Source organism: Hymenobacter bucti (genome assembly GCF_042681145.1).
Lineage (GTDB): Bacteria > Bacteroidota > Bacteroidia > Cytophagales > Hymenobacteraceae > Hymenobacter > Hymenobacter bucti.
On the sequence record NZ_JBHUFD010000001.1, the window covers coordinates 665947 to 687260 of the forward strand.

At 57.3% G+C, this 21314-nt stretch carries 22 protein-coding genes and 4 tRNA genes; 19 read left to right on the forward strand and 7 right to left on the reverse strand.

The window, feature by feature from the left end; translation table 11 throughout:
- Nucleotides 1–123 precede the first annotated feature (123 nt).
- The 4 genes from ACFSDX_RS02580 (at nucleotide 124) to hpf (ending at nucleotide 3010) form a co-directional block, all read left to right on the forward strand.
- A complete protein-coding gene (locus ACFSDX_RS02580) occupies nucleotides 124–1272 on the forward strand; it encodes an acyl-CoA dehydrogenase family protein (RefSeq protein ID WP_382311639.1) in 1149 nt (382 codons plus the stop codon).
- Nucleotides 1273–1450: 178 nt separating this feature from the next.
- Entirely contained in the window at nucleotides 1451–1645 is a 195-nt protein-coding gene (rpsU, locus tag ACFSDX_RS02585; RefSeq protein WP_144846743.1) for a 30S ribosomal protein S21, read from the forward strand.
- A 144-nt stretch (nucleotides 1646–1789) separates the two neighbouring features.
- Nucleotides 1790–2674 (forward strand): tyrosine-type recombinase/integrase, encoded by an 885-nt coding sequence (locus ACFSDX_RS02590; RefSeq protein ID WP_382311640.1) that lies wholly within the window; start codon nucleotides 1790–1792, stop codon nucleotides 2672–2674.
- Between the two features lie 33 nt (nucleotides 2675–2707).
- Nucleotides 2708–3010: a ribosome hibernation-promoting factor, HPF/YfiA family gene (hpf, locus tag ACFSDX_RS02595; RefSeq protein ID WP_382311641.1), complete on the forward strand. Its 303-nt coding sequence runs from the start codon at nucleotides 2708–2710 to the stop codon at nucleotides 3008–3010.
- A 94-nt stretch (nucleotides 3011–3104) separates the two neighbouring features.
- Here the strand turns inward: hpf and metK are convergent, their stop codons facing one another.
- The 3 genes from metK to ACFSDX_RS02610 all read right to left on the reverse strand — a co-directional run bounded on the left by metK (nucleotide 3105) and on the right by ACFSDX_RS02610 (nucleotide 6298).
- Nucleotides 3105–4367 carry a methionine adenosyltransferase gene (gene metK, locus ACFSDX_RS02600; protein WP_382311642.1) on the reverse strand — a complete coding sequence of 421 codons (1263 nt, stop codon included), beginning with the start codon at nucleotides 4365–4367 and terminating at the stop codon, nucleotides 3105–3107.
- Nucleotides 4368–4507: 140 nt separating this feature from the next.
- Nucleotides 4508–5713, reverse strand: coding sequence for a THUMP-like domain-containing protein (locus tag ACFSDX_RS02605; protein WP_382311643.1), 1206 nt, complete (start codon nucleotides 5711–5713; stop codon nucleotides 4508–4510).
- 48 nt (nucleotides 5714–5761) lie between these two features.
- Complete coding sequence (locus ACFSDX_RS02610) at nucleotides 5762–6298, reverse strand: hypothetical protein (RefSeq protein WP_382311644.1); 537 nt, start codon at nucleotides 6296–6298, stop codon at nucleotides 5762–5764.
- A 177-nt stretch (nucleotides 6299–6475) separates the two neighbouring features.
- On the opposite strand from ACFSDX_RS02610, the gene ahcY reads away from it, so the two are divergent.
- The 3 genes from ahcY (at nucleotide 6476) to ACFSDX_RS02625 (ending at nucleotide 9128) form a co-directional block, all read left to right on the forward strand.
- Entirely contained in the window at nucleotides 6476–7795 is a 1320-nt protein-coding gene (gene ahcY, locus ACFSDX_RS02615) for an adenosylhomocysteinase (protein ID WP_382311645.1), read from the forward strand.
- 355 nt (nucleotides 7796–8150) lie between these two features.
- A complete protein-coding gene (locus ACFSDX_RS02620; protein WP_382311646.1) occupies nucleotides 8151–8576 on the forward strand; it encodes a hypothetical protein in 426 nt (141 codons plus the stop codon).
- A gap of 153 nt (nucleotides 8577–8729) precedes the next feature.
- Nucleotides 8730–9128, forward strand: coding sequence for a group I truncated hemoglobin (locus tag ACFSDX_RS02625; protein WP_382311647.1), 399 nt, complete (start codon nucleotides 8730–8732; stop codon nucleotides 9126–9128).
- An 82-nt stretch (nucleotides 9129–9210) separates the two neighbouring features.
- On the opposite strand, the gene ACFSDX_RS02630 is transcribed toward ACFSDX_RS02625, so the two are convergent.
- The gene (locus ACFSDX_RS02630; protein ID WP_382311648.1) at nucleotides 9211–10080 is read right to left on the reverse strand and encodes an SDR family oxidoreductase; all 870 of its coding nucleotides are present in this window, start codon (nucleotides 10078–10080) and stop codon (nucleotides 9211–9213) included.
- A 127-nt stretch (nucleotides 10081–10207) separates the two neighbouring features.
- Here ACFSDX_RS02630 and ACFSDX_RS02635 point away from each other — a divergent pair, with 127 nt between their 5' ends.
- From ACFSDX_RS02635 to nadD, 6 genes are all read left to right on the forward strand, one after another.
- Nucleotides 10208–10981 (forward strand): glycosyltransferase family 2 protein, encoded by a 774-nt coding sequence (locus tag ACFSDX_RS02635; RefSeq protein WP_382311649.1) that lies wholly within the window; start codon nucleotides 10208–10210, stop codon nucleotides 10979–10981.
- Nucleotides 10978–12048 (forward strand): glycosyltransferase family 9 protein, encoded by a 1071-nt coding sequence (locus ACFSDX_RS02640; RefSeq protein WP_382311650.1) that lies wholly within the window; start codon nucleotides 10978–10980, stop codon nucleotides 12046–12048. The genes ACFSDX_RS02635 and ACFSDX_RS02640 overlap by 4 nt, the downstream gene beginning before the upstream one ends.
- Before the next feature lie 312 nt (nucleotides 12049–12360).
- Nucleotides 12361–13008 (forward strand): sigma-70 family RNA polymerase sigma factor, encoded by a 648-nt coding sequence (locus ACFSDX_RS02645; protein WP_382312315.1) that lies wholly within the window; start codon nucleotides 12361–12363, stop codon nucleotides 13006–13008.
- Nucleotides 13009–13054: 46 nt separating this feature from the next.
- Nucleotides 13055–13351 (forward strand): hypothetical protein, encoded by a 297-nt coding sequence (locus ACFSDX_RS02650; protein WP_382311651.1) that lies wholly within the window; start codon nucleotides 13055–13057, stop codon nucleotides 13349–13351.
- Nucleotides 13352–13363: 12 nt separating this feature from the next.
- Nucleotides 13364–13948 carry a guanylate kinase gene (gene gmk, locus ACFSDX_RS02655; RefSeq protein WP_382311652.1) on the forward strand — a complete coding sequence of 195 codons (585 nt, stop codon included), beginning with the start codon at nucleotides 13364–13366 and terminating at the stop codon, nucleotides 13946–13948.
- Complete coding sequence (nadD, locus tag ACFSDX_RS02660; protein ID WP_382311653.1) at nucleotides 13945–14538, forward strand: nicotinate (nicotinamide) nucleotide adenylyltransferase; 594 nt, start codon at nucleotides 13945–13947, stop codon at nucleotides 14536–14538. Before gmk ends, nadD begins: the two co-directional genes overlap by 4 nt.
- A gap of 50 nt (nucleotides 14539–14588) precedes the next feature.
- Here the strand turns inward: nadD and frr are convergent, their stop codons facing one another.
- The 3 genes from frr to ACFSDX_RS02675 all read right to left on the reverse strand — a co-directional run bounded on the left by frr (nucleotide 14589) and on the right by ACFSDX_RS02675 (nucleotide 16599).
- Nucleotides 14589–15152, reverse strand: coding sequence for a ribosome recycling factor (frr, locus tag ACFSDX_RS02665; protein WP_382311654.1), 564 nt, complete (start codon nucleotides 15150–15152; stop codon nucleotides 14589–14591).
- A gap of 105 nt (nucleotides 15153–15257) precedes the next feature.
- A complete protein-coding gene (gene pyrH, locus ACFSDX_RS02670; RefSeq protein ID WP_382311655.1) occupies nucleotides 15258–15983 on the reverse strand; it encodes a UMP kinase in 726 nt (241 codons plus the stop codon).
- A gap of 112 nt (nucleotides 15984–16095) precedes the next feature.
- Nucleotides 16096–16599 (reverse strand): acyl-CoA carboxylase biotin carboxyl carrier protein subunit, encoded by a 504-nt coding sequence (locus ACFSDX_RS02675; protein ID WP_382311656.1) that lies wholly within the window; start codon nucleotides 16597–16599, stop codon nucleotides 16096–16098.
- A gap of 97 nt (nucleotides 16600–16696) precedes the next feature.
- Between ACFSDX_RS02675 and ACFSDX_RS02680 the strand changes: the two genes are divergently transcribed.
- The 6 genes from ACFSDX_RS02680 to ACFSDX_RS02705 all read left to right on the forward strand — a co-directional run bounded on the left by ACFSDX_RS02680 (nucleotide 16697) and on the right by ACFSDX_RS02705 (nucleotide 21288).
- Nucleotides 16697–19267, forward strand: coding sequence for a M1 family metallopeptidase (locus ACFSDX_RS02680; protein ID WP_382311657.1), 2571 nt, complete (start codon nucleotides 16697–16699; stop codon nucleotides 19265–19267).
- A gap of 148 nt (nucleotides 19268–19415) precedes the next feature.
- Nucleotides 19416–19495: transfer RNA gene (locus tag ACFSDX_RS02685), tRNA-Tyr, on the forward strand.
- Nucleotides 19496–19520: 25 nt separating this feature from the next.
- Nucleotides 19521–19593 (forward strand) — tRNA-Gly (locus tag ACFSDX_RS02690).
- A gap of 29 nt (nucleotides 19594–19622) precedes the next feature.
- Nucleotides 19623–19694, forward strand: a tRNA-Thr gene (locus tag ACFSDX_RS02695).
- Between the two features lie 174 nt (nucleotides 19695–19868).
- Nucleotides 19869–21056, forward strand: a complete 1188-nt coding sequence (tuf, locus tag ACFSDX_RS02700; RefSeq protein WP_382311658.1) for an elongation factor Tu — start codon at nucleotides 19869–19871, stop codon at nucleotides 21054–21056.
- Between the two features lie 158 nt (nucleotides 21057–21214).
- A tRNA-Trp gene (locus ACFSDX_RS02705) sits at nucleotides 21215–21288 on the forward strand.
- The last annotated feature ends 26 nt before the right edge of the window (nucleotides 21289–21314 follow it).

Below are 21314 nucleotides of genomic sequence, written 5' to 3' on the forward strand. Positions count from 1 at the left end.
CGGTGACCTAGGTCATTAGTTCAGCTGCTGGAATAGTAATTTTGACGAATTGGCGCGGTAGGAAACCAGTTTTGGTTCTATGGCGTCCTGCACTTATTCTCACCCCACCCACCCATATTTTTTATGGAAGCTACCGTAGCGACCGAAAATCAAGCCATGATTGCGCAAATGGTGCGCGACTTTGGTCAGCAGCACATCAAACCCCACATGATGCGCTGGGACGAAACGCAGGAATTTCCTCGCGACACTTTCCGCCAGCTTGGCGAGCTGGGCCTGATGGGCGTGCTCGTGCCGCAGGAATACGGCGGCACCGGCTTCGGCTACCAGGAATACGTAACGGCCATTGTGGAGCTATCCAAGATTGATGGGAGCATTGGCCTGAGCATGGCAGCGCATAATTCATTGTGCACCGGCCACATCCTGCAGCACGGCTCGGAAGAGCAGAAGCACAAGTACCTGCCACGCCTGGCCTCGGGCGAGTGGCTGGGGGCTTGGGGCCTCACGGAGCCTAACACGGGCTCCGACGCCGGTAACATGCGTACCACGGCTGTACTCGACGAAAGCGGCGAGTACTACGTGCTGAACGGCGCCAAAAACTTTATTACGCACGGCCGTAGCGGCGACGTGGCCGTGGTGATTGCCAGAACGGGCGAGGTCGGCGATTCGCACGGTATGACGGCCTTCATCGTGGAGCGTGGCACGCCGGGCTTCGCGGGCGGGCGCAAGGAGGACAAGCTGGGCATGCGCGCCTCCGAAACCACCGAGCTCATCTTCACCGATTGCCGCGTGCCCGTCGCAAACGTTATTGGCAAAGTCGGCGAGGGCTTCGTGCAGTCGCTGAAGGTGCTCGATGGCGGGCGCATCAGCATCGCTGCCCTGAGCCTAGGTATCGCGCAGGGTGCCTATGAGGCAGCGCTGCAGTACTCGAAAGAGCGGTACCAGTTCAACCAGCCTATCAGCAATTTTCAGGGCATTGCCTTTAAGCTGGCCGACATGGCCACCGAGATTGAGGCCGCCAGCCTGCTTACCTACCAAGCGGCCGAATTGAAGGACCGGGGCCAAAATGTAAACCGCGAATCGGCAATGGCCAAGCTCTACGCCTCGGAAGTGGCCGTGCGCGTGGCCAACGAGGGCGTCCAGATATTTGGGGGCTACGGCTACACTAAGGACTACCCGGCCGAGAAGTACTACCGCGATGCTAAGCTCTGCACCATCGGCGAAGGCACCAGCGAAATTCAAAAACTGGTTATTGCTCGGGTCTTATTGAAATAAGACCGCGGATTCAACGAATTGTAGCGGCTGAAGCATGCTTTTCGTGGTTCTGGGCCGGTATGTCGGTGAGCACAAGGACAAGAACCACAAAAAAAATCTGCTTCAGTCGCTGCAATTCGTTGAATCTGTGGTTATCTTTGCGGCCCGTTTGCCCTGAAAAGACTCCTCATCCCTCGATATGATTATCGTTCAAATCAAAGACAACGAAACCGTTGACCGTGCGCTGAAGCGCTTCAAGAAGAAATTCGAACGCACTGGTGTGCTGAAAGAACTGCGTCGCCGCACGTTCTTCCAAAAGCCCAGCATCACCAAGCGTAAGCTGAAGCAAAAGGCTGTTTACAAGCTTGCTACGTACGGTACCGAAAACGAATAGCCAATAGGCCTTCGTTTGAGTGGCTTTGAAAAGCCCCTGCTCTTGCTACCTAGCAAGGGCAGGGGCTTTTCGCGTTGTTCGGAAAGTATAGTTTTGTAGTACATTGCTAGTGGCTCACGAGCCCGACTTTGCCCGAGGAAAATAATGGACGAGTTTTTAGATTTTTTACGCTACGAAAAGCGGTTTAGCCCGCACACCGTCATCTCCTATCAAACCGACCTGACGCAGTTTGCCAGCTACCTGCGCGCAGAATACGACCTAGGGGAGCCCGCGCAGGCTACGCACCCGCTCATTCGGGGGTGGGTGGTGAGCCTGATGGGGCAGGACCTCGACCCGCGCACCGTGAACCGGAAGGTGGCTTGCCTGCGCTCGTACTACAAGTTTTTACTGCGCACCCACGCCATCGAGGCCAACCCAATGTTGCGCATCAAGGCTCCGAAGATGGCCAAGAAGCTGCCCGAGTTCGTGCCCGAAGAGTCGCTGAACCGGCTGCTTAACTCCTTTGACTTTGAACCCACTTTTGTGGGTGCGCGCGACCAGTTGGTGCTGGAAATGCTGTACGGGACGGGCATCCGCCTTTCCGAACTCCTAGGTATCACGGCGGCTGACCTGGATGCAGGGGCCCGCACGGTGCGCGTTACGGGGAAGGGCAATAAGCAGCGCTTGGTGCCCCTGAATCCGTCGCTGCTGCTGGTGCTGGATAAGTACAGCGCTGCTCATCAGGCAGAATTTGGCCCTAGCCTCCTGAGCAGCCCGTTGCTGCGCACTGACAAGGGCGAGCCGCTCTACGAGAAGCTGGTCTACCGCACCGTGAAGAAATATCTGAGCCAGGTATCAACCTCGGCGGCGCATCAGCATCCGCACGCGCTGCGGCATGCCTTTGCTACTCACTTACTTGGCAAAGGAGCCGATTTGAACGCCATAAAAGAGTTGCTGGGGCATGCTAGCTTAGCGGCCACGCAGGTGTACACGCACTTGTCCGTCGACCGCCTGAAATCCGTATTTGAGCAAGCTCATCCCAGAGCATAGTTGTTTACGTTTCCCACTCAACCCTTACTGCCCATGAAAGTGCAAATGCAATCGGTCCACTTTGATGCCGATAAATCACTGCTCGACTTTATTCAGCAGCGCCTCAATAAACTCGAACACTTTTACGACCGCGTTACCGACGGGGAAGTGATTTTGCGCCTTAACAATAAGGATGGAATCGCTAACAAAACAGTAGAAATCAAGTTGATGGTCCCCGGTAGCACGTTGTTCAGCCAGGAAGATGCCGCCTCCTTCGAAGCCGCTACCGACGCTGCCGTGGAGGCCCTAAAGCGGCAGATTACGAAGTATAAAGAGAAGCACCTAGCGCAGCACTAGCCGGTAGCTACCTAGGGTAGCTACTTTCCGATAAAGCAGAAAGCCCCGCCAATTAAAAAATTGGCGGGGCTTTTTTATACAGTTACCTAGGTTCTTACAGACCGAAAGCGGCCTTAATGCGGTCGACGTAGTCGAGCTTTTCCCAGGTGAAGGTTTCGAAGGTTTTGTCTTCGCCATCCTTCATTTTTACCGTCACCGTGCCGGGCTGGCGGCCCATGTGGCCGTAAGCAGCCGTTTGGCCGAAGATGGGGTTGCGCAGCCCAAAGCGCTCCACGATGGCGTAGGGGCGCAGGTCGAACAGCTCATTTACCTTCTCAGCAATCTCGCCGTCGGTGAGGGCTTGGCCCGCGGCGGTTTTGGCTTTGGTCGTGTTGTAGGTCGTCACGTAAAGGCCCACTGGCTTGGCTACGCCGATGGCGTAGGCTACCTGCACGAGCACTTGGTCGGCCACGCCAGCGGCTACTAGGTTCTTGGCGATGTGGCGGGCGGCGTAGGCGGCCGACCGGTCTACCTTGCTCGAGTCTTTGCCCGAAAAAGCACCGCCGCCGTGGGCACCCTTGCCACCATAGGTGTCCACGATAATTTTGCGGCCGGTGAGGCCCGAGTCACCGTGCGGGCCACCAATCACGAACTTGCCCGTGGGGTTGATGTGGTGCGTAATGCTGTCGGTGAAGAGCGCCTGAATGTCCGGACTCAGGCTGGCTTTCACCCGCGGGATGAGGATATCAATAATATCCTGCTTGATACGGGCCAGCATCACCTCTTCCGACGCGTCGAAGTCATCGTGCTGCGTGCTCACCACGATGGTGTCGATAGCCTCGGGACGGTGGTCGTCGGAGTAGCGGATGGTTACCTGGCTCTTGGCATCGGGGCGGAGGTAAGTCATCTCCTTGCCTTCCTTGCGAATGTCGGACAGTACCTGTAGCAGGCGGTGCGACACGTCGAGCGCGAGCGGCATGTAATTGTCCGTCTCGTTGGTGGCGTAGCCAAACATCATGCCCTGGTCGCCAGCGCCCTGTTCCTCGGGGGCTTGGCGCACCACGCCCTGGTTGATGTCGGGCGACTGCTCGTGCAGCGCCGATAGAATACCGCAGCTTTCTGCCTCGAACTTATACTCGGCTTTGGTGTAGCCAATGCGGCGGATAACGTCGCGGGCCACGGTTTGCACATCAACGTAGGCCGACGACTTCACTTCACCCGCTATCACTACTAGGCCGGTAGTTACCAGCGTTTCGCAGGCTACTTTGGCGGCCGGGTCCTGGCGTAGAAAGTCGTCGAGAATGGCATCGGAAATCTGGTCGGCAACTTTATCGGGGTGGCCTTCCGAAACCGATTCGGAAGTGAACAGATAGGGCATAGGAGAGGATTAGTCAAACAAAAGACCGCCCGCCTAGCCAGACATAGGCGCGGGCGGGCGGGCGACAAAGCTACTCAATAATTGTAACCAAATTTTAGGGACCTGGAAAAGACCAGTGCGCTGGGGCTTGGCTGGCTGTCTTATTGCGCGGGGGCCAGTGCTTTCTCACACACCAGCACTACCAGCCGGCCCCGCAGGTCGGTGGTGGCAAAAAGGTAGATGTCGCCGCCTTCGCGGATGCCCGTGCGGCGCCGAAAATCGGCTACCGACTCAGGAAAGTTGCGGGTCGTGACGTGGGCGCGCGCCTCGGGCCCTAGGTGGCTTTTTAGGGTGGTGCCATCGGCCTTCTCCACGGCCAGGATGCGAAAAATCCGGCCCGGAAAATCGGCCCGCAACTCAGAGTTGGTGTAGAGATGGCTGTGCTGATGCAGCTTAATAAGCTCGAAGGCCGAGCCAATGCTCTTGAATGCGCCCGCTTTCAGAATAGCGGCGTTGGGCTCGTAGAGGTACTGCTGGGCCTCGGCGTAGCGGGGCACGGCCCGCGCTTCCCGAGCCCGGTTGAGGCGAAATTCCTGCTGGCTGCCATCGCGGCGCAGGTTTATGGCCAAGCGCTCGGGGTCGATGGCGGGCTCTTCACCCAGCTCATACAGCACTTCTTTTACTTCATTATCAATGGCCAGCACCCAAAGTCGGCGCACGTGCTTCAACTCTTGAATGGCCAGCTCGATATCGAGCATGGGCGAGGTTTTGAGCAGGATGCGGGGCGCGTGGCGCAGCAGTAAGGGCATCAAGCGGGGCACGTCGGGCTCGCAGTCGGCTAGGTGGTAGGTCTTGCCGCCGCGCTGGTCGCGCCGGGCCGGGTCCAGAAAAAGCCAGTCGAAAGTCGTCCTGCTCTCCTTCAAAAAAGAAACGGCGTCGGCGGCGTGCACGGCCACATTTGCAATACCAAGCTGGGCAAAATTATACGCTACTACTTGCGCCAGGCGCGGGTCGCGCTCCACATAGTCTACCTGCGTTACCACCGCCGCAAAGTGCGCGGCATCGGCCCCGAAGCCGCCGGTGAGGTCGGCCAGCCGCGCTGCGCCAGTCACTAGGGCTGCTTTGAAGGCCGCCGTGCGCTCCGAAGAGGCCTGCTCGACCGACAGCGCGGGCGGAAAAATCAGGTCCTGGTTATCAGCCCAGGCGGGCAGCTTAATGCGGGCCTTTTGGCGAGCCTGGATTTGGCGCACCAGTTCGGGAACCGGTAGGTGGGGGTGGCGACGAGCCTGCAAGGCCAGGTGGGCGGGGTCGTCGTGCAGGTGGGCAGCCACGTAGCGCCGGGCCGCCTCAGGTAAAGGAAACTCCATTGTGCTCGCCTTAACGCAAAAACCGGGAGACTGGTGCAACACCTAGGGCTACAATTGCCACCGCAGCGCCACTACCGGGGCACCCTGGGCCGTGGCCGCCACCCCTAGGCCGCTGGGCCGCAGGCGGGGCCACAGGGCGCCGCGCCGCCCCGCGGGCAGGTCGCTGTTGTAGTTGTCCACCGCCTGCTTAAAGTACTCGTTGGTGTTACGATTGATAAACAGCGTGGCCACCAAGCTCACCACGGCTACGCCGGCCGCTACTTGTTGCGTCGAACTCAGGTATTGGGCCTCATCCTTCCTAAATACCTGGGAGGCATATAAGATAACGGAGCCTACTAGCAAGCCTTTATCAATCAAGTACAGCGTCTTTTGGCGGCTGTAGCGGTTTAGCTCTGCCACCGCAGTCGGGCTGCTACTGATGTAGGGTCGCAGCTTTTGCCCGAAAAAGCCGGCACTTTGGTAATTGTCCTCGCCGGTTTTGCCGGGGGGTAAAAAGAAAAAGCGCTCCTGCGAGCCGTGCCGGCCGCGCTCTAGGTCATCAGGCGAAAGCCGGATAGTGGTGGGTGCCGCTTGCTGCGCGTGCACTGGCTGCGCGCTAAAACTATTGAACCCAAATGCGAGCACCAGCGGTGTAAGCCAGCGAGTTGAGCGCTTTTCTAAAAGATATCTTACCGTCATAACGTACAAATATAGGGCTGCTATTCTGCCAACAAAGTTCTATCTTTGTGGTTAGAAAGCTATAACCCTAATTTGCCTAGCATCATGGTGGAAACTAAGCCCACAACATACGCTCCGTATAAAGTAAAGGACATGAGCCTGGCCGAGTGGGGCCGCAAGGAAATCCGACTGGCCGAAGCCGAAATGCCGGGCCTGATGTCGCTACGTGCCGAATTCGGCCCTAGCCAGCCCTTCAAGGGGGCGCGCATCGCGGGCTGCCTGCACATGACCATCCAGACCGCCGTGCTCATCGAGACCCTGCAAGCGCTGGGTGCTGATGTTACGTGGTCGTCGTGTAATATCTTCTCGACCCAGGACCACGCCGCGGCCGCCATCGCTGCCGCTGGCACTGCGGTATATGCCTGGAAGGGTATGACGGAAGAAGAATTTAACTGGTGCATCGAGCAGACGCTATTCTTTGGCGAAGACCGCCAGCCGCTGAACATGATTCTGGACGATGGTGGTGACCTCACCAACATGGTGCTCAATCAGTTTCCCGAGATGGCTGCTGGCATCCGTGGCGTGTCGGAAGAGACTACGACCGGTGTGCTGCGCCTGCTGGAGCGCGTGAAAGTGGGCTCGCTGCCCTTCCCCGCCTTCAATATCAACGACTCGGTAACCAAGTCGAAGTTTGACAACAAGTACGGTTGCAAAGAGTCGGCTGTAGACGCTATCCGCCGGGCTACCGACGTGATGATGGCCGGCAAAGTGGCCGTAGTAGCTGGCTACGGCGACGTAGGAAAAGGCACCGCCGCCTCGCTGCGCGGCGCCGGTGCCCGCGTTATCGTCACCGAAATCGACCCCATCTGCGCCCTGCAAGCGGCCATGGATAGCTACGAGGTGAAGAAGATGGGGGATGCCATTCCGCGCGCCGACATCGTCATCACCACTACCGGCAACTGCGACATTATCCGCGAAGAGCATTTCCGTGCCCTCAAGGACAAGGCCATCGTCTGCAACATCGGCCACTTCGACGATGAAATCGACATGGCGTGGCTCAACAAAAACTACGGCCACACGAAGGACACGGTGAAGCCGCAGGTTGACCTTTACAACATTGATGGCAAAGAGGTTATCATCCTGGCCGAAGGCCGGTTGGTAAACCTAGGTTGCGCCACGGGCCACCCTTCGTTCGTGATGTCGGCCTCGTTTACCAACCAAGTACTGGCCCAGCTGGAGCTTTGGAAGGATGCCGACAAGTACGAAAACCAGGTGTACACCCTGCCTAAGCACCTCGATGAGAAGGTGGCCCGCCTGCACCTCGCCAAGATTGGCGTGGAGCTCGACGAGCTGACGCCCAAGCAGGCCGATTACATCAAGGTACCAGTAGAAGGCCCGTTTAAGTCGGACCTATACCGCTACTAAGCTTCACGCCGTTGCGCGTAGGCTAAACACAAAAGCCCAGCCACCTAGGTGGCTGGGCTTTTGTGTTTTAGGCCGTAAGTACCTGCCAGCGCAATGCGCCAAGCCTTGAGCTATGCCCACCACATCAAGCAAGTGGTATTCTAAAGTAATTAAATTCAATTTCTGAGTAGGTAGGCAGGGAAGTGATAGTAGCCGTGAAAATGGCCTCAGGTTAGATTATTCAGATAAAATATAAGATATTGCTTGGCATCCGATAGAAAAGTAATCCTAGGTAAATTCAATAAAATAGACTTGGCCGTAGATGTTGCGTTTGCTACGCTATTCAGTGTCCTGCGTCATGCCGAAGTTTAGTTTTATGCGTCGCCGCTCGTGGGGGTGGCTGGCCACGGGCGGCCTGGGCGGCCTACTGCTCTGGGCCAACTGGCAAGAGCCCAACTTACACGATTACCCAATGCCCGTTGGGGTAGGGGCCTTGCAAGTATCGGGGGTACAGCCCGGTGCCCAGGCCACGGCGCTGCAAACACAGTTGGCCAAGCTGCCGGGCATCACGGCCTGCACAATAAGCGCCGACGCCCACGCGGTGGCCTTCACCTACCACCCCGACGTAGTAACGCCGACCCAGGTGCGGCAAATAGTGGCTCATTCTTTTCGGGTGCGGGAATACGTGGCGCCGCCCACGCCCGTGGTGGGCCCGCAGTGCCCGGTGCCGCAGGGCTACATCACCGCGCTAGAACGGCTGCGCTTTGCCCTTAATCTGCGGCGATTTTTCATAACTATTTGATTACTAATAATATTTCAGGCGGCCTGCTTGTGCCTCCTGCTCACCTTTTTTCATACTCATGCTTACTCTTACTCGCAAATTTTCGCTGACCCTGCTACTGGCAACAACGCTGCTGGGCACCCTAGGGGCCTGTAAAAAAATGCGGAAGCGCCGGTGGCGGCCACTTCGCTCTACGAGCGGCTGGGCGGGCTGCCCGGTGTATCGGCCGTGGTAGACCAGTTTATTACCAACGTAGTAGCCGAAACGATGACCTCCAACTCGAAGCTCAAGCGCACTTTCAACCCGCTGGTGCAATCGGGCGATTCTTACCGGGTGGCCTCGTTGCGAAACCACCTTATCGACCAGATAGGGGAGGCGGCCGGTGGCCCACTGGCCTACAAAGGCCTGTCGATGCCCGCCGCCCACCGGGGTATGAACATCACGGAAGTAGAGTTCAATGCCCTAGTAGCCGAGCTAGGTAAGGCAATGGTCAGCAAGGGTGTACCTACTGCTCAGCAGACCGAGGTAGTAAATATTCTGGCTCCGCTGAAGTCAACCATCGTGGGTCAGTAAATCGGCTAGCCCTTTACCCCAAAAAGCCCCGCTTTTGCCAACCTAGGCAGAAGCGGGGCTTTTTGGGGCAAAGGGCTACAAGCTAATCGAGGAACTGCGTATTGGTCAGTTGCTCGCTCAGCTCCCAAAGCCGGCGGTTATTAGCGGGCGTGTTGAAGCTGCTTTTCACGGGCTCGGGTTTTTTCTTGCTAAAGTAGCCACCGCTGATAGTGCCTACTTTGGCATCGGTAGCCAAGAAAATACTGGTTTCAGCCCCTTGCTCGGGCGAAATCATGAAGGGCCGCGCCAGATTGAGCACCGCCGACAGCCAGCCGCCCGACTGCTTGCCGTAGCCCGTGGCCACGGCCCCCGGGTGCAGCGAGTTGGTTGTGATGTTGGTAATGCCGTGGGCCCGGAGCCGCTGCGCCAGCTCCTGCGTAAACATGATGTTCCAGAGCTTGGTGGTGCCGTACTCCCAGATGGGGCTGTAGCTGCGCTCTGATTGCAGGTCGTCGAGCGTCGGCTTGGAAAAGCGATAGGCCATCGAAGCCACGTTCACGATGCGGGCGGCCGGGCTTTTTTGCAGCAGGTCGAGCAGCAAGCTGGTGAGCAAAAACGGCCCTAGGTGGTTGGTGGCCAGGGTCATCTCGTAGCCATCGGCTGATACCTCGCGCTCGGCGCCGAACATGAGGCCGGCGTTGTTCACGAGTACATCGAGGCGCGGATATTTGGCGTGCAGCTCGGCGGCCACGTCGCGCACCTGCTGCATCACCGAGAGGTCAGCCAGCACTGTATCGACCCGGTCGTTGCCGGTGGCATTTTTGATATCGCGTTGGGTACGCGCGGCCTTGTCGCGGTTGCGGGCTAGGATAATGACGTGCGCCCCTTGGCGGGCCAGTTCGCGGGCGGTAACCTCGCCAATACCGGAGGTACCACCGGTGACGAGGATAATTTTGTCTTGTAGGTCAGGCATTAGAATAGATGTTGATGAGCGCGTGGCGGGTGATACGTAAAATGACGCCTTTGCTGCTGAGATGTTTTGCAGCGTAAAAAGCTGCTCTAGGCGGGCTCATCAGCAAAACCCCGGATATTTGCCCCCTATGGCCATCGTTCGCCTCTCCGTCGTCGTCATCACCTTTAATGAGGAAGCCAATATCGCCCGCTGCCTAGGCGCGCTGGGTGACGTGGCCGACGAAGTGCTGGTGGTAGACTCGTTCTCCACCGACCGCACCGTTGCTATTTGCCGGCAGCACGGCGCGCGGGTAGTGCAAAACACCTTTGCGGGCTACGTCGAGCAAAAAAACTTCGCTACCAGCCAGGCTAGGTTCAACCACGTATTGCAGCTCGATGCCGACGAAGTGCTCACCGATGAACTGCGCCAGAGCATCTGCGAAGCGAAAAATAACTGGCAGCACGCCGCGTATTCGCTGGCGCGCCTCACCAACTATTGCGGCCAGTGGGTGCGCCACGGCGGCTGGTACCCCGACCGCAAGCTGCGCCTCTACGACCGGCGCCTAGGGCGCTGGGAGGGCCTGCTGCTGCACGAGCACTACGAGGTGCAGCCTAGCCACAGCACGGGGCAGCTGCGGGGCAATGCGCTACACTATTCCTACCATTCCATCGCGCAGCACGTGGCGCAGCTCAACAAGTTTACCAGCATCACGGCGCAGGAGCAGGCTCTGAAGGGTAAAACGCAGGTTACGCTCTTCCACCTGGTGCTGAAGCCGCTCTGGAAATTTTGGCACGGCTACGTATTTCGGCTGGGCTTTCTGGATGGGTTCGCGGGGTTGAGCATCGCCGTTATTTCGGCGGCCGGCGTGTTCTTAAAATTTGCCAAGCTGAAAACTGGTACTCAAAACGCACCCCCCGCATGAGCCCTACCTTTCTCGTCTCGCGTACCGATGCCATCGGCGACGTGGTGCTGACTCTGCCCGTGTGCGGCGTGCTCAAGCAGCTGTTTCCGGGCTGCCGGGTGGTGCTCATCGGGCGCAGCTACACGGCCGCCGTGGCCGCGGCCTGCCCCTGGGTCGATGAGTTTCTGGAATTGGACACGCGGGTGGAAATAGGGAAGTTGGCTGCCGCGCCTTTGCTAGCCCAGCTTCGCAACTATGCGGCCGCCGCCATCATCCACGTTTTCCCCAATAAGCTGCTGGCGCGCCTAGGTAAAGAAGCGAGGATTCCGGTCCGCATCGGCACCCGCAACCGGCTTTTTCACTGGCTCACCTGCAACCGGCTGGTGGCCCTGAGCCGCCGCCACTCGCCGCTGCACGAGGCCCAGCTCAATTTGCAGCTGCTGGCGCCCCTAGGGTACGCCGCCACGCCGCCGCTGGCCGAAGTGGCTGACTTCGCGCGCCTCGTGCCGGCCATGCCGCTCGCCGACCGCTGGCGGGCGCTGCTCGCGGCCCGGCAGCCCGGCCAGCTCAATATTATTCTGCACCCGCGTAGCCGGGGCAGCGCCCGCGAGTGGGGCCTATCAAATTATGGCGAATTGGCGCGGCAGCTGCATGCGGCCGGGCACCGGGTTTTCGTTAGTGGCACAGCGGATGAGGGCGCGGAGTTAGCCGCGGTTAATTGGCTAAGAGACTATAAAACCTACCTCGCGGCCGACCTCACCGGCGAGTTTGCATTGCCCGATTTTATTGCCTTTATCGCCGCTGCCGATGGACTGGTGGCCGGTAGCACCGGCCCGCTGCACCTGGCCGCCGCACTGGGGCGCCATGCTCTAGGGCTGTACCCGCCCATCCGGCCCATGCACCCTGGGCGCTGGGGGCCGCTGGGCCCGCACGCCGAATACCTCGTGTTTGACCGGCCCGATTGCCAGGATTGCCGGGCGCAGCCGGCGCAGTGCACTTGCATTAAGGCCATAGCGGCGGCGGCGGTGGCCGCCCGCGTGGTCGCCTGGCAGCCGCTGCCCAGCGCGCAGCAAGCTCAGCAGCCATAACCCTGAGCGGGGGTAGGCAGTTAGCATTTCGGTAAGCAAGCACGGGCGCTAGTGCAACCCGCACGGCGCTAAAATCCGTACCTACGGCAGTTTGTGCTTAGCGCACGCAGTACCTGCCTTGTTGCTAGTGTTACCAGAACTGTTGATTGGCCACAAGCCAGTTAAGTTTTGGTAGAGAGTTGCGAAGCGAGGTAAAGCACATAAACCACCCTGGCCTACTACGTAGGCCACTATTCGCCATCACTATTTTTGCCTGGTGCCGGGCTGTTTTTCAAGCAGTCGGCTTCTATCATTCTGCCCAACACACCTACCATGAGCGACTCTCCCGAACGGGTAAAGCTGAGCAAAGAAGAAAAGGACCGGCGCTTCCAGGCCGAGTTGATGCCGGTGCTCGACCCGCTCTACAACTTCGCCTACCGCCTCACCCTCGACGAGGATGATGCCAACGACCTCGTGCAGGAGACCTATCTCAAGGCCTACCGATTTTTCGAATACTTCGAACCGGGCACTAACGCTAAAGCGTGGCTCTTCCGCATTCTGAAAAACTCGTTTATCAACGATTTTCGCAAGAAAAGCAAGCAGCCCGCCAAAGTTGATTACAGCGAGGTTGAAGGATATTACAACCCCGATGAAGTAGAGGGCGACGCCGAAACCGGTACTTCATCCGACATGCGCCAGCAGTCGACCCGCGACCTTATTGGGGATGAAGTTGCGAGCGCGCTGAATTCGCTGCCCGTTGATTTTCGGACAGTTATCATTTTGTGCGACCTCGAAGGTTTTACCTACGAGGAGATGGCGAAGGTATTGGATATTCCTATTGGAACGGTGCGCTCGCGCTTGCACCGGGCACGTAATTTCCTCAAGGATAAGCTCGAAAAATACGCCTCCTCGATGGGCTACGGGAACGAAGCCGTAGATGCTGCCGTTGATGCCGCCGACAAGGACGAAGACGACGAATAAGTCTACGGCCGTATTTTTCACCCTCTTACCCCCCTCCTTATCCCTCATGGAAGCTACCGCTACTACAACCAATCTGTTGGCCCCCCTTGCCGCTACCCTCGACAACGGCGCCGACTGCGACCGCGTGAACATTGTATTAGACCAGCTTTTGGAGGGCCGGGTGCTCGCCGAAGAGGATGGGGATTACCTCATCAACCACGCCGACGATTGCTCGCCGTGCTTCGAGGATATTAAGAAACAGCAAGTGTTTATTGGCTTTCTCAAGCAGAAAGTGAACAATAAAACTGCTCCTTCGGCCTTGCCGCACGCCATCATGGCGCGCTTGCACGCCGAAATGGCCTAGCTTTGCAGCCCTATGCAGGGCAAAATCATTGTATTCTCGGCGCCTTCGGGTGCTGGCAAAACGACCATCGTGCACCGACTCATGAAGTCGCTGCCAGACCTTAGCTTTTCTATCTCGGCCTGTACCCGCGACCGGCGGGGCCGGGCCGAGGTAAATGGCAAGGACTACCACTTCATCTCGGTGGCTGACTTTCAAGATAAAATCCGCCACGACGAGTTTGTGGAGTGGGAGGAAGTCTACGAAGGCGCGTTCTACGGTACGCTCAAGTCGGAAGTCGAGCGCATCTGGTCCCTAGGTAAGCACGCCATCCTTGACGTTGATGTCAAAGGCGGGCTGAGTATCAAGGAATTTTATAAAGACCGGGCGCTGGCTATTTTTGTGCGCCCGCCGTCCATCGAAGCCCTGGCGCAACGCCTGACGGCGCGGGCTACGGACTCCACTTCCAGTATTTCTTCGCGTGTGTACAAGGCTACGTTTGAGCTGGCCTTTGAAGATAAATTCGACGAGGTCGTGGTCAACGACGACCTAGAAGAAGCTGTGGCGCACGCCGAGCATCTGGTGCGCAGCTTCATCTCGGCCGCGCCCGAAGCAGTATGAGTCAGCCCGGTGCTGCCAAGCGAATAGGGCTGTTGTTTGGCTCGTTCAACCCGGTGCACCTAGGGCATCTGATTCTGGCTGAGTATTTCGCGACGCGCACCGACTTAGCCGAAGTGTGGCTGGTAGTGTCGCCGCAAAGTCCTTTTAAAGTAGGGGAGGAGTTGCTGCCCGATACTGAGCGCCTGGCGTTACTACGGCTCGCCGTGGCCGATAACCCGCACCTGCGCGCTGAGGATATCGAGCTTAGTCTACCGCGCCCCAGCTACACTATTGCTACCCTTGACGCCCTGCGCGAGCGCTACCCCAGCTACAGCTTCGTGCTGCTGATGGGCGCCGATAACCTCGCAGGTTTGCCGCGCTGGCGGGCCGCCGACCGGCTAGTGCAGGAGTTTGATTTGTACGTGTATCCGCGGCCCGGCACCACTTTGCCTGACCTAGGAGGCTTCCCCCGCGCGCAAGTCGTCAAAGCACCTCTGCTGGATGTTTCGGCCACTTTTATTAGGGCTAGCGTTCAAGCCGGCCAAAGCATTCGCTACTTGGTGCCGCCCGCGGTAGAGCAAGAAATTATAGCCAAAAGGTATTATCACTAAAAAAAGGGTCGGTTCCGTGCGGAGCCGACCCTTTTTTTAGTGGTAATACCTCAGACGGTCATAATCTCCAATTCCTTTTTGGCCAGTAGTTTTTCAACTTCCACGATGTGGGCGTCGGTATATCTCTGCACTTTGGCTTCGGCGTCCTTAACGGCGTCTTCGGCCGCGCCATCTTTTTGCAGCTTGCGCAGGGCCTCGTTTACGTCTTTACGGATGGCCCGTACGCGCACCTTACCGGCTTCCGACTCGTTTTTGGCTTGCTTTACGAGGTCGCGGCGGCGCTCCTCCGTCATGGGCGGGATATTGAGCCGCACGCCATCTGCATCTGACATCGGGTTGAGCCCTAGGTCACTGTTTCTGATAGCCTTCACGATTTCAGCCACCATGTTTTTCTCCCACGGCTTGATGTGCAACGAGCGCGCATCGGGGGCCGATACGTTGGCTACCTGCGAGAGCGGAGTAGGTGTGCCGTAATAGTCAACTTTCAGGCTGTCGAGCATGGCCGGTGAGGCCCTGCCGGCTCGGATGCGGGCCATTTCCACGCTTATGTGCGCCACGGCCTTGCCCATCGATTCTTCGGCGTCGGTCAGGTAAAATTGAATTTCTTCGTCCATTTGCTGGAAAGTTGAGTTTTAAAGTTGGCTGGTGGGTGCCCGGTAACTGAGAAGCGGCCCGCAAGATGCGCATCCTGCGGGCCACTGCAAGCGCCTGCTTTCTACCTAGCGGTCGCTTTTCCCACTACTGTTTACCAGCGTGCCCAGCGGCTCACCACCGAGGAGGCGCTCTAGGTTGCCTTCGGTGTTCATGTCGAACACAATTATGGGCAGGTTATTTTCCTTGCAAAGCGTGAAAGCCGTCATGTCCATGACATTCAGGTTTTTCTCAATCACTTCGTTAAACGAAATCTCGTTAAACTTGGTGGCGTTGGGGTCCTTCTCGGGGTCGGCGGTATAGATGCCGTCTACGCGGGTGCCTTTCAGTACCACATCAGCTTCAATCTCGATGGCGCGCAGCGAAGCAGCCGAATCGGTGGTGAAATAAGGCGAGCCAATGCCCGCGCCAAAAATAACCACCCGGCCTTTCTCGAGGTGCCGCACAGCCCGTCGGCGGATGTATGGCTCGCACACCTGCTGGATGGTGAGGCCCGACAGCAGGCGGGTGCTCACATCAATCTTTTCGAGGGCGCTTTGCAGGGCCATCGAGTTGATAACCGTGGCCAGCATGCCCATGTAGTCGCCCTGCACCCGGTCGAGCCCGAAGGCTGCGGCCTGCACCCCGCGGAAAATATTACCCCCTCCAATTACGATGGCTACCTCTACCCCTTTGCTGGCGACGGTTTTTATCTCGGTGGCGTATTGCATGAGGCGCTCTGCGTCGATGCCGTACTGCTGCTGGCCCATCAGGGCCTCGCCGCTGAGCTTGAGGAGAATTCGTTTGTAAGTCAAAGCGAAAGAAATGGTTAGGGCTTTAGTAAATAAGTCTGATTCTTCGAAAGAGGCGCGGGGCTCTAAAGCTCGCTAAGTAGCTTCGGACCGCGTTTTAGGTTGGTAGGGCCAGCTAGGTGAACTGCACCAGCACCTGGCCTTTCTGCACGTTGGCGCGCAGCTCCACTTTTACACTACTAACCACGCCATCGGCAGGCGCTTTCAGGATGTTCTCCATTTTCATGGCTTCCAGCACCAGCAGCGGGTCGCCTTTCTGCACGGCTTGGCCGGGCTGCACCCGGATATCGACGATGAGGCCAGGCATGGGCGCCTTTAGCTCATTGACCTTGGCGGCGGCAGCGTTGCTGAGGCCCATCTGGTCGAGCAAGCGGTCAAACCGGTCCTTGGCCTGCAGCTCGATGCGCTGGCCATTGAGCCGCAGCACAAATGTTTTGGCTTCGTAGTCAGCGGCCAGCAGCTCGGCCGTGTACGACTTGCCCTTGTGCAGCACGTGGTAACGGCCGCCCCCCAGAGCCACTATATCCCAGGCAAAAGGTTGGCCATTAAGGATAATGGAGTCAGTAGCGCGAAAGTCTACCTCCCAGCTATGAGCCGGGCCAATGCTGAGTTGGAGCATATAGAAACCGGCCAAGTGAGCCGAAGCGGGGTTAAAGGTAAGTTAAATCGCCGTTTCATGCAGAACTTGCTACTGCGTTTCCGCTCTCGTTATTTATATGAAACATACGTTTGGTGTTAATTTTCTGTGGCTTTGGCTAGCAAGTTTCACGGTAGCTGGCCAAGCTACGGGCAGCAAAAGCAAAGTATCCGATAAGAAGAATGCAACTACTACCGAGGCTGCTCCTAGCTCGGCCAGCATTACGGTGCCCTCGTGGCTACCGCCCGAAACCCCCGCGCATCTAGCGGCCCCGTTACTCAGCGACGTAGTGAACACGAAGCTCGATGTGCGCTTCGACTGGGCCAAGCAACACCTTCTAGGTACGGCCGTGCTCACGCTACGGCCCCACTTCTACCCGCAAAGCAATGTGGTGCTGGATGCCAAAGGTTTTGATATTAAAACCGTGCAGCTGGTAGGGGAGAAGGGTGATAAAAGCCTGACCTATAAATACGATAAGACGCAACTCACCATCGCGCTCGACCGCGCCTACACTCGCGAGCAGACGTATCAGGTGCGCATTGTCTACGTGGCCAAGCCCAATGAACTGCCTCAAGGCGGCGGCAGCGCGGCCATCACCTCCGACAAGGGCCTGTACTTTATCAATCCCCTAGGGCAGGACCCGAAGAAGCCGCGCCAAATATGGACGCAGGGCGAGACGCAGGCCAACTCCTGCTGGTTTCCGACCATCGACCATCCTAACCAGCGGATGACACAGGAAATCTCGATGACGGTTGATAACCAGTACAAGACGTTATCAAATGGCCTGCTGGTGGCCTCTCGTAAAAATACCGACGGTACCCGCACCGATACCTGGCGTCAGACGCTGCCCGCCGCGCCCTACCTCACCATGCTAGCCGTGGGCGACTTTGCGGTGGTGTCCGACACGTGGCACGGCAAGGCCATCGACTACTACGTCGAGCCGCAGTATAAGAACACTGCCAAGGCCGTGTTTGGCCGCACGCCCGAGATGCTAGAATTTTATTCCAAGCGCCTAGGTATCGATTTTCCGTGGGAGAAATACGCCCAGATTGCGGTGCGCGACTACGTGAGCGGCGCCATGGAAAACACCACGGCCACGGTGCACGGGAGCACCATCCAGGCCACCACCCGCGAGTTGCTCGATGCGCAGTACGAAGGCGCCGAATCGACCATTGCGCACGAGCTGTTTCACCACTGGTTTGGTGACCTAGTAACCTGCGAGTCGTGGAGCAACCTACCGCTTAACGAAAGCTTCGCCAATTACTCACAGTACCTCTGGGCCGAGCACAAGTACGGCGCCGACCAAGCCGCCCTTGTGCAGCAGCACGACCTAGCCGCCTACTTAGAAGAGGCCAACGACAAGCGCGAGCCGCTAATTCGCTACCATTATGCCAGCCAGGAGGATATGTTTGACCGCCACTCGTATGAGAAGGGCGGCCGGGTGCTGCACATGCTCCGCAAATACGTGGGTGACGACGCCTTTTTTACGTCGCTGAACCATTACCTAAGTAAGAACAAATTCACGGCCGTCGAAATCAGCAAGCTGCGCACCGCTTTTGAGGAAACGACTGGCGAAGACCTCACCTGGTTTTTTGACCAGTGGTTTATGCAGCGCGGCCACCCAGAGCTAAAAGTCACCCACTCTTACACTAATGGCCAGGTCTTGCTACGGGTGCAGCAGCTGCAGGATACTGTATTCCAGCCAATCTACCGCCTGCCCGTCACGGTCACCATCTGGCAGAAGGAGAAAGCCATCGACCACCGCATCACCGTCACCAAAACCGACCAGACGTTCTCCTTTCTAGCCGCCGACCGGCCCAGCTTGGTGAAGTTCGATGGCGAGTCCCAGTTGCTAGGTCAGCTGGATGAAGACCGGACCTCAGACGAGCTCGTATTCCAATTCTACCACGCCCGCAATTACCTGCAGCGTTACGAGCCTTTGGAACTGCTGCATAACAAAGCCGCCGACGTGGGCGTGAGCGGTATGTACCGCAACGCCTTGCAGGATAATTTCTACGCTATCCGCCGCACAGCCCTCGACCACCTGCGCGCTTACCGGGGCTCATCGCCTACGGCGGTGCGCAGCGAAATTCAGCACTTTGCCACCGCCGACCCCAATAGCGCGGTGCGCGCCCAGGCCATTACCACCCTGTCCTCATTCGCCAGCGAGAACTATGCAACCGTCTACCAAGCGGGCCTCCGCGACAGCTCCTACCTAGTGGAAGCCGCTGCCGTGGCGGCCATTGCCAAGTCACCCACGCCTACATCTTACCAGCAAATTGCGGAGCTCGAAAACACGGGCAGTTCAGCACTCTTGGTAGCCATTGCTGACTTCTACGCCAAGGGCGGCACTATAGAGCAATACGGTTGGTTTCTGCGCCGGATGCCTGACGTCAGCGACATCGACCTCTACACCTATCTGCAGTCTTTCGGCACGTTCATGGTGCGGATGCCCGCCATCGAGCGCGAGAAGGGCGTAAAGGCTTTGGAGACGTTGGCCCGCACGCATCCGCAGTACTTTGTGCGCCTAGGTGCTTACCGGGGGCTGCTCACGTTGGTGCCTAGCACGCCCGCTCTCAAAGAAACGTTGCGTGATATCAAGGAAAAAGAAAAAGACGAGCGTTTAAAAAACTACTACAGTCTGCTGTAGCAATCAATTTGTTACGTCAAACAAGCAAAGCATTGGGCTAAGGAAGGCGACTGAATTGAGAAACTTTTTCTTACCCTAGGCTTGCATCTTCCCGAAAAACCTGTACTTTTGCGTCTCAATTCGGGTAAACGACCAGAATAAAGCAAATGGGGGTATCGCATAGCGGCAATTGCGGGTGACTGTAACTCACCTCCTTCGGGTTCATAGGTTCGAGTCCTGTTACCCCCACATTTGAAAAAGTTTTCGACCAACTGCGGGAGTAGCTCAGCTGGTAGAGCGGCAGCCTTCCAAGCTGCAGGTCGCGGGTTCGAACCTCGTCTCCCGCTCTCGGTCAATACTTTAGAATACGTTTTAAGCCGTTTTAGCTCAGTGGTAGAGCACTTCCTTGGTAAGGAAGAGGTCATGGGTTCAAATCCCATAAATGGCTCAGCAGTTACGGAACTACCTATCTTTGCGCTAGGTTAGGACCGGGTCAGCCATCAAAAGCGATACGCAGCACTCAAGCCTGAATTGGCCCAAGCTGGGTTTCGCTTTTCTTGTGTAGGCCCTTTTTTAGTTGCTTTTTAGTTTTTAATTCCCTCTTTTTTCTCAACTCTTTACAATGGCTAAAGAAAATTTCGACCGGTCGAAGCCGCACGTAAACATCGGCACCATCGGTCACGTTGACCACGGCAAGACGACCCTGACCGCTGCCATCACGATGGTACTGGCAAACCAGGGTCTGGCTGAAAAGCGCGACTTCTCCTCGATTGACAACGCCCCCGAGGAAAAAGAGCGTGGTATCACCATCAACACCGCTCACGTAGAGTACTCGACGGTTAACCGTCACTACGCACACGTTGACTGCCCCGGCCACGCTGACTATGTGAAGAACATGGTAACGGGTGCCGCCCAAATGGACGGTGCTATCCTCGTGGTAGCTGCTACCGACGGCCCGATGCCCCAGACCCGCGAGCACATCCTGCTCGCCCGTCAGGTAGGTGTTCCCCAGCTGGTGGTGTTCATGAACAAAGTGGACATGGTGGATGACCCCGAGCTGCTTGAGCTTGTGGAAATGGAAATCCGCGAACTGCTTTCGTTCTATAACTTCGATGGTGACAACATTCCGGTTATCCAGGGCTCGGCTCTGGGCGGCCTGAACGGCGATGCCAACTGGGTTCCCAAAATCAACGAGCTGATGGCTGCAGTTGATTCGTTCATTCCGATTCCTGCTCGTCTGACCGACCTGCCCTTCCTGATGCCTGTAGAGGACGTGTTCTCGATTACTGGCCGTGGCACTGTTGCTACCGGTCGTATCGAGCGCGGTATCATCAACTCGGGTGAGCAAGTTGACATCCTTGGCATGGGTGCTGAAGGCTTGAAGTCGACGGTAACGGGTGTGGAAATGTTCCGCAAAATCCTGGACCGTGGCGAAGCTGGTGACAACGTAGGTCTGCTGCTCCGTGGTATTGAAAAAGAAGCCATCCGTCGCGGCATGGTTATTTGCAAGCCCGGTTCGGTGAAGCCCCACCAGAAGTTCAAGGCTGAGGTATACGTACTCTCGAAAGAGGAAGGCGGCCGCCACACTCCTTTCTTCAACAACTACCGTCCGCAGTTTTACCTGCGTACCACCGACGTTACCGGCATCATCACCCTCCCCGAGGGCGTTGAAATGGTAATGCCCGGCGACAACATCACCATCACGGTTGAGCTCATCAACAAGGTGGCAATGGAGAAAGGCCTTCGCTTCGCTATCCGTGAGGGTGGCCGTACGGTAGGTGCCGGTCAGGTAACCGAAATCCTCGACTAGTTTTAGCTCTCTTGCTAGATTTGAAAACGCCTCCGAGTAATCGGGGGCGTTTTTTTTGGGATAAACTTTATTAGTTATTCAGTAAGTATTGTCTAACTAGCAAAGTTTTACTACCTTTGCACTCCCGTAAGCAAATAGTGTGAGCGGGTTTGTTACCCACGAGTGTAGTTCAAGGGTAGAATAGAGGTCTCCAAAACCTTTGATGGGAGTTCGAATCTCTCCACTCGTGCCACCTAGGGCCGCCGTTCGGCGGCTCTT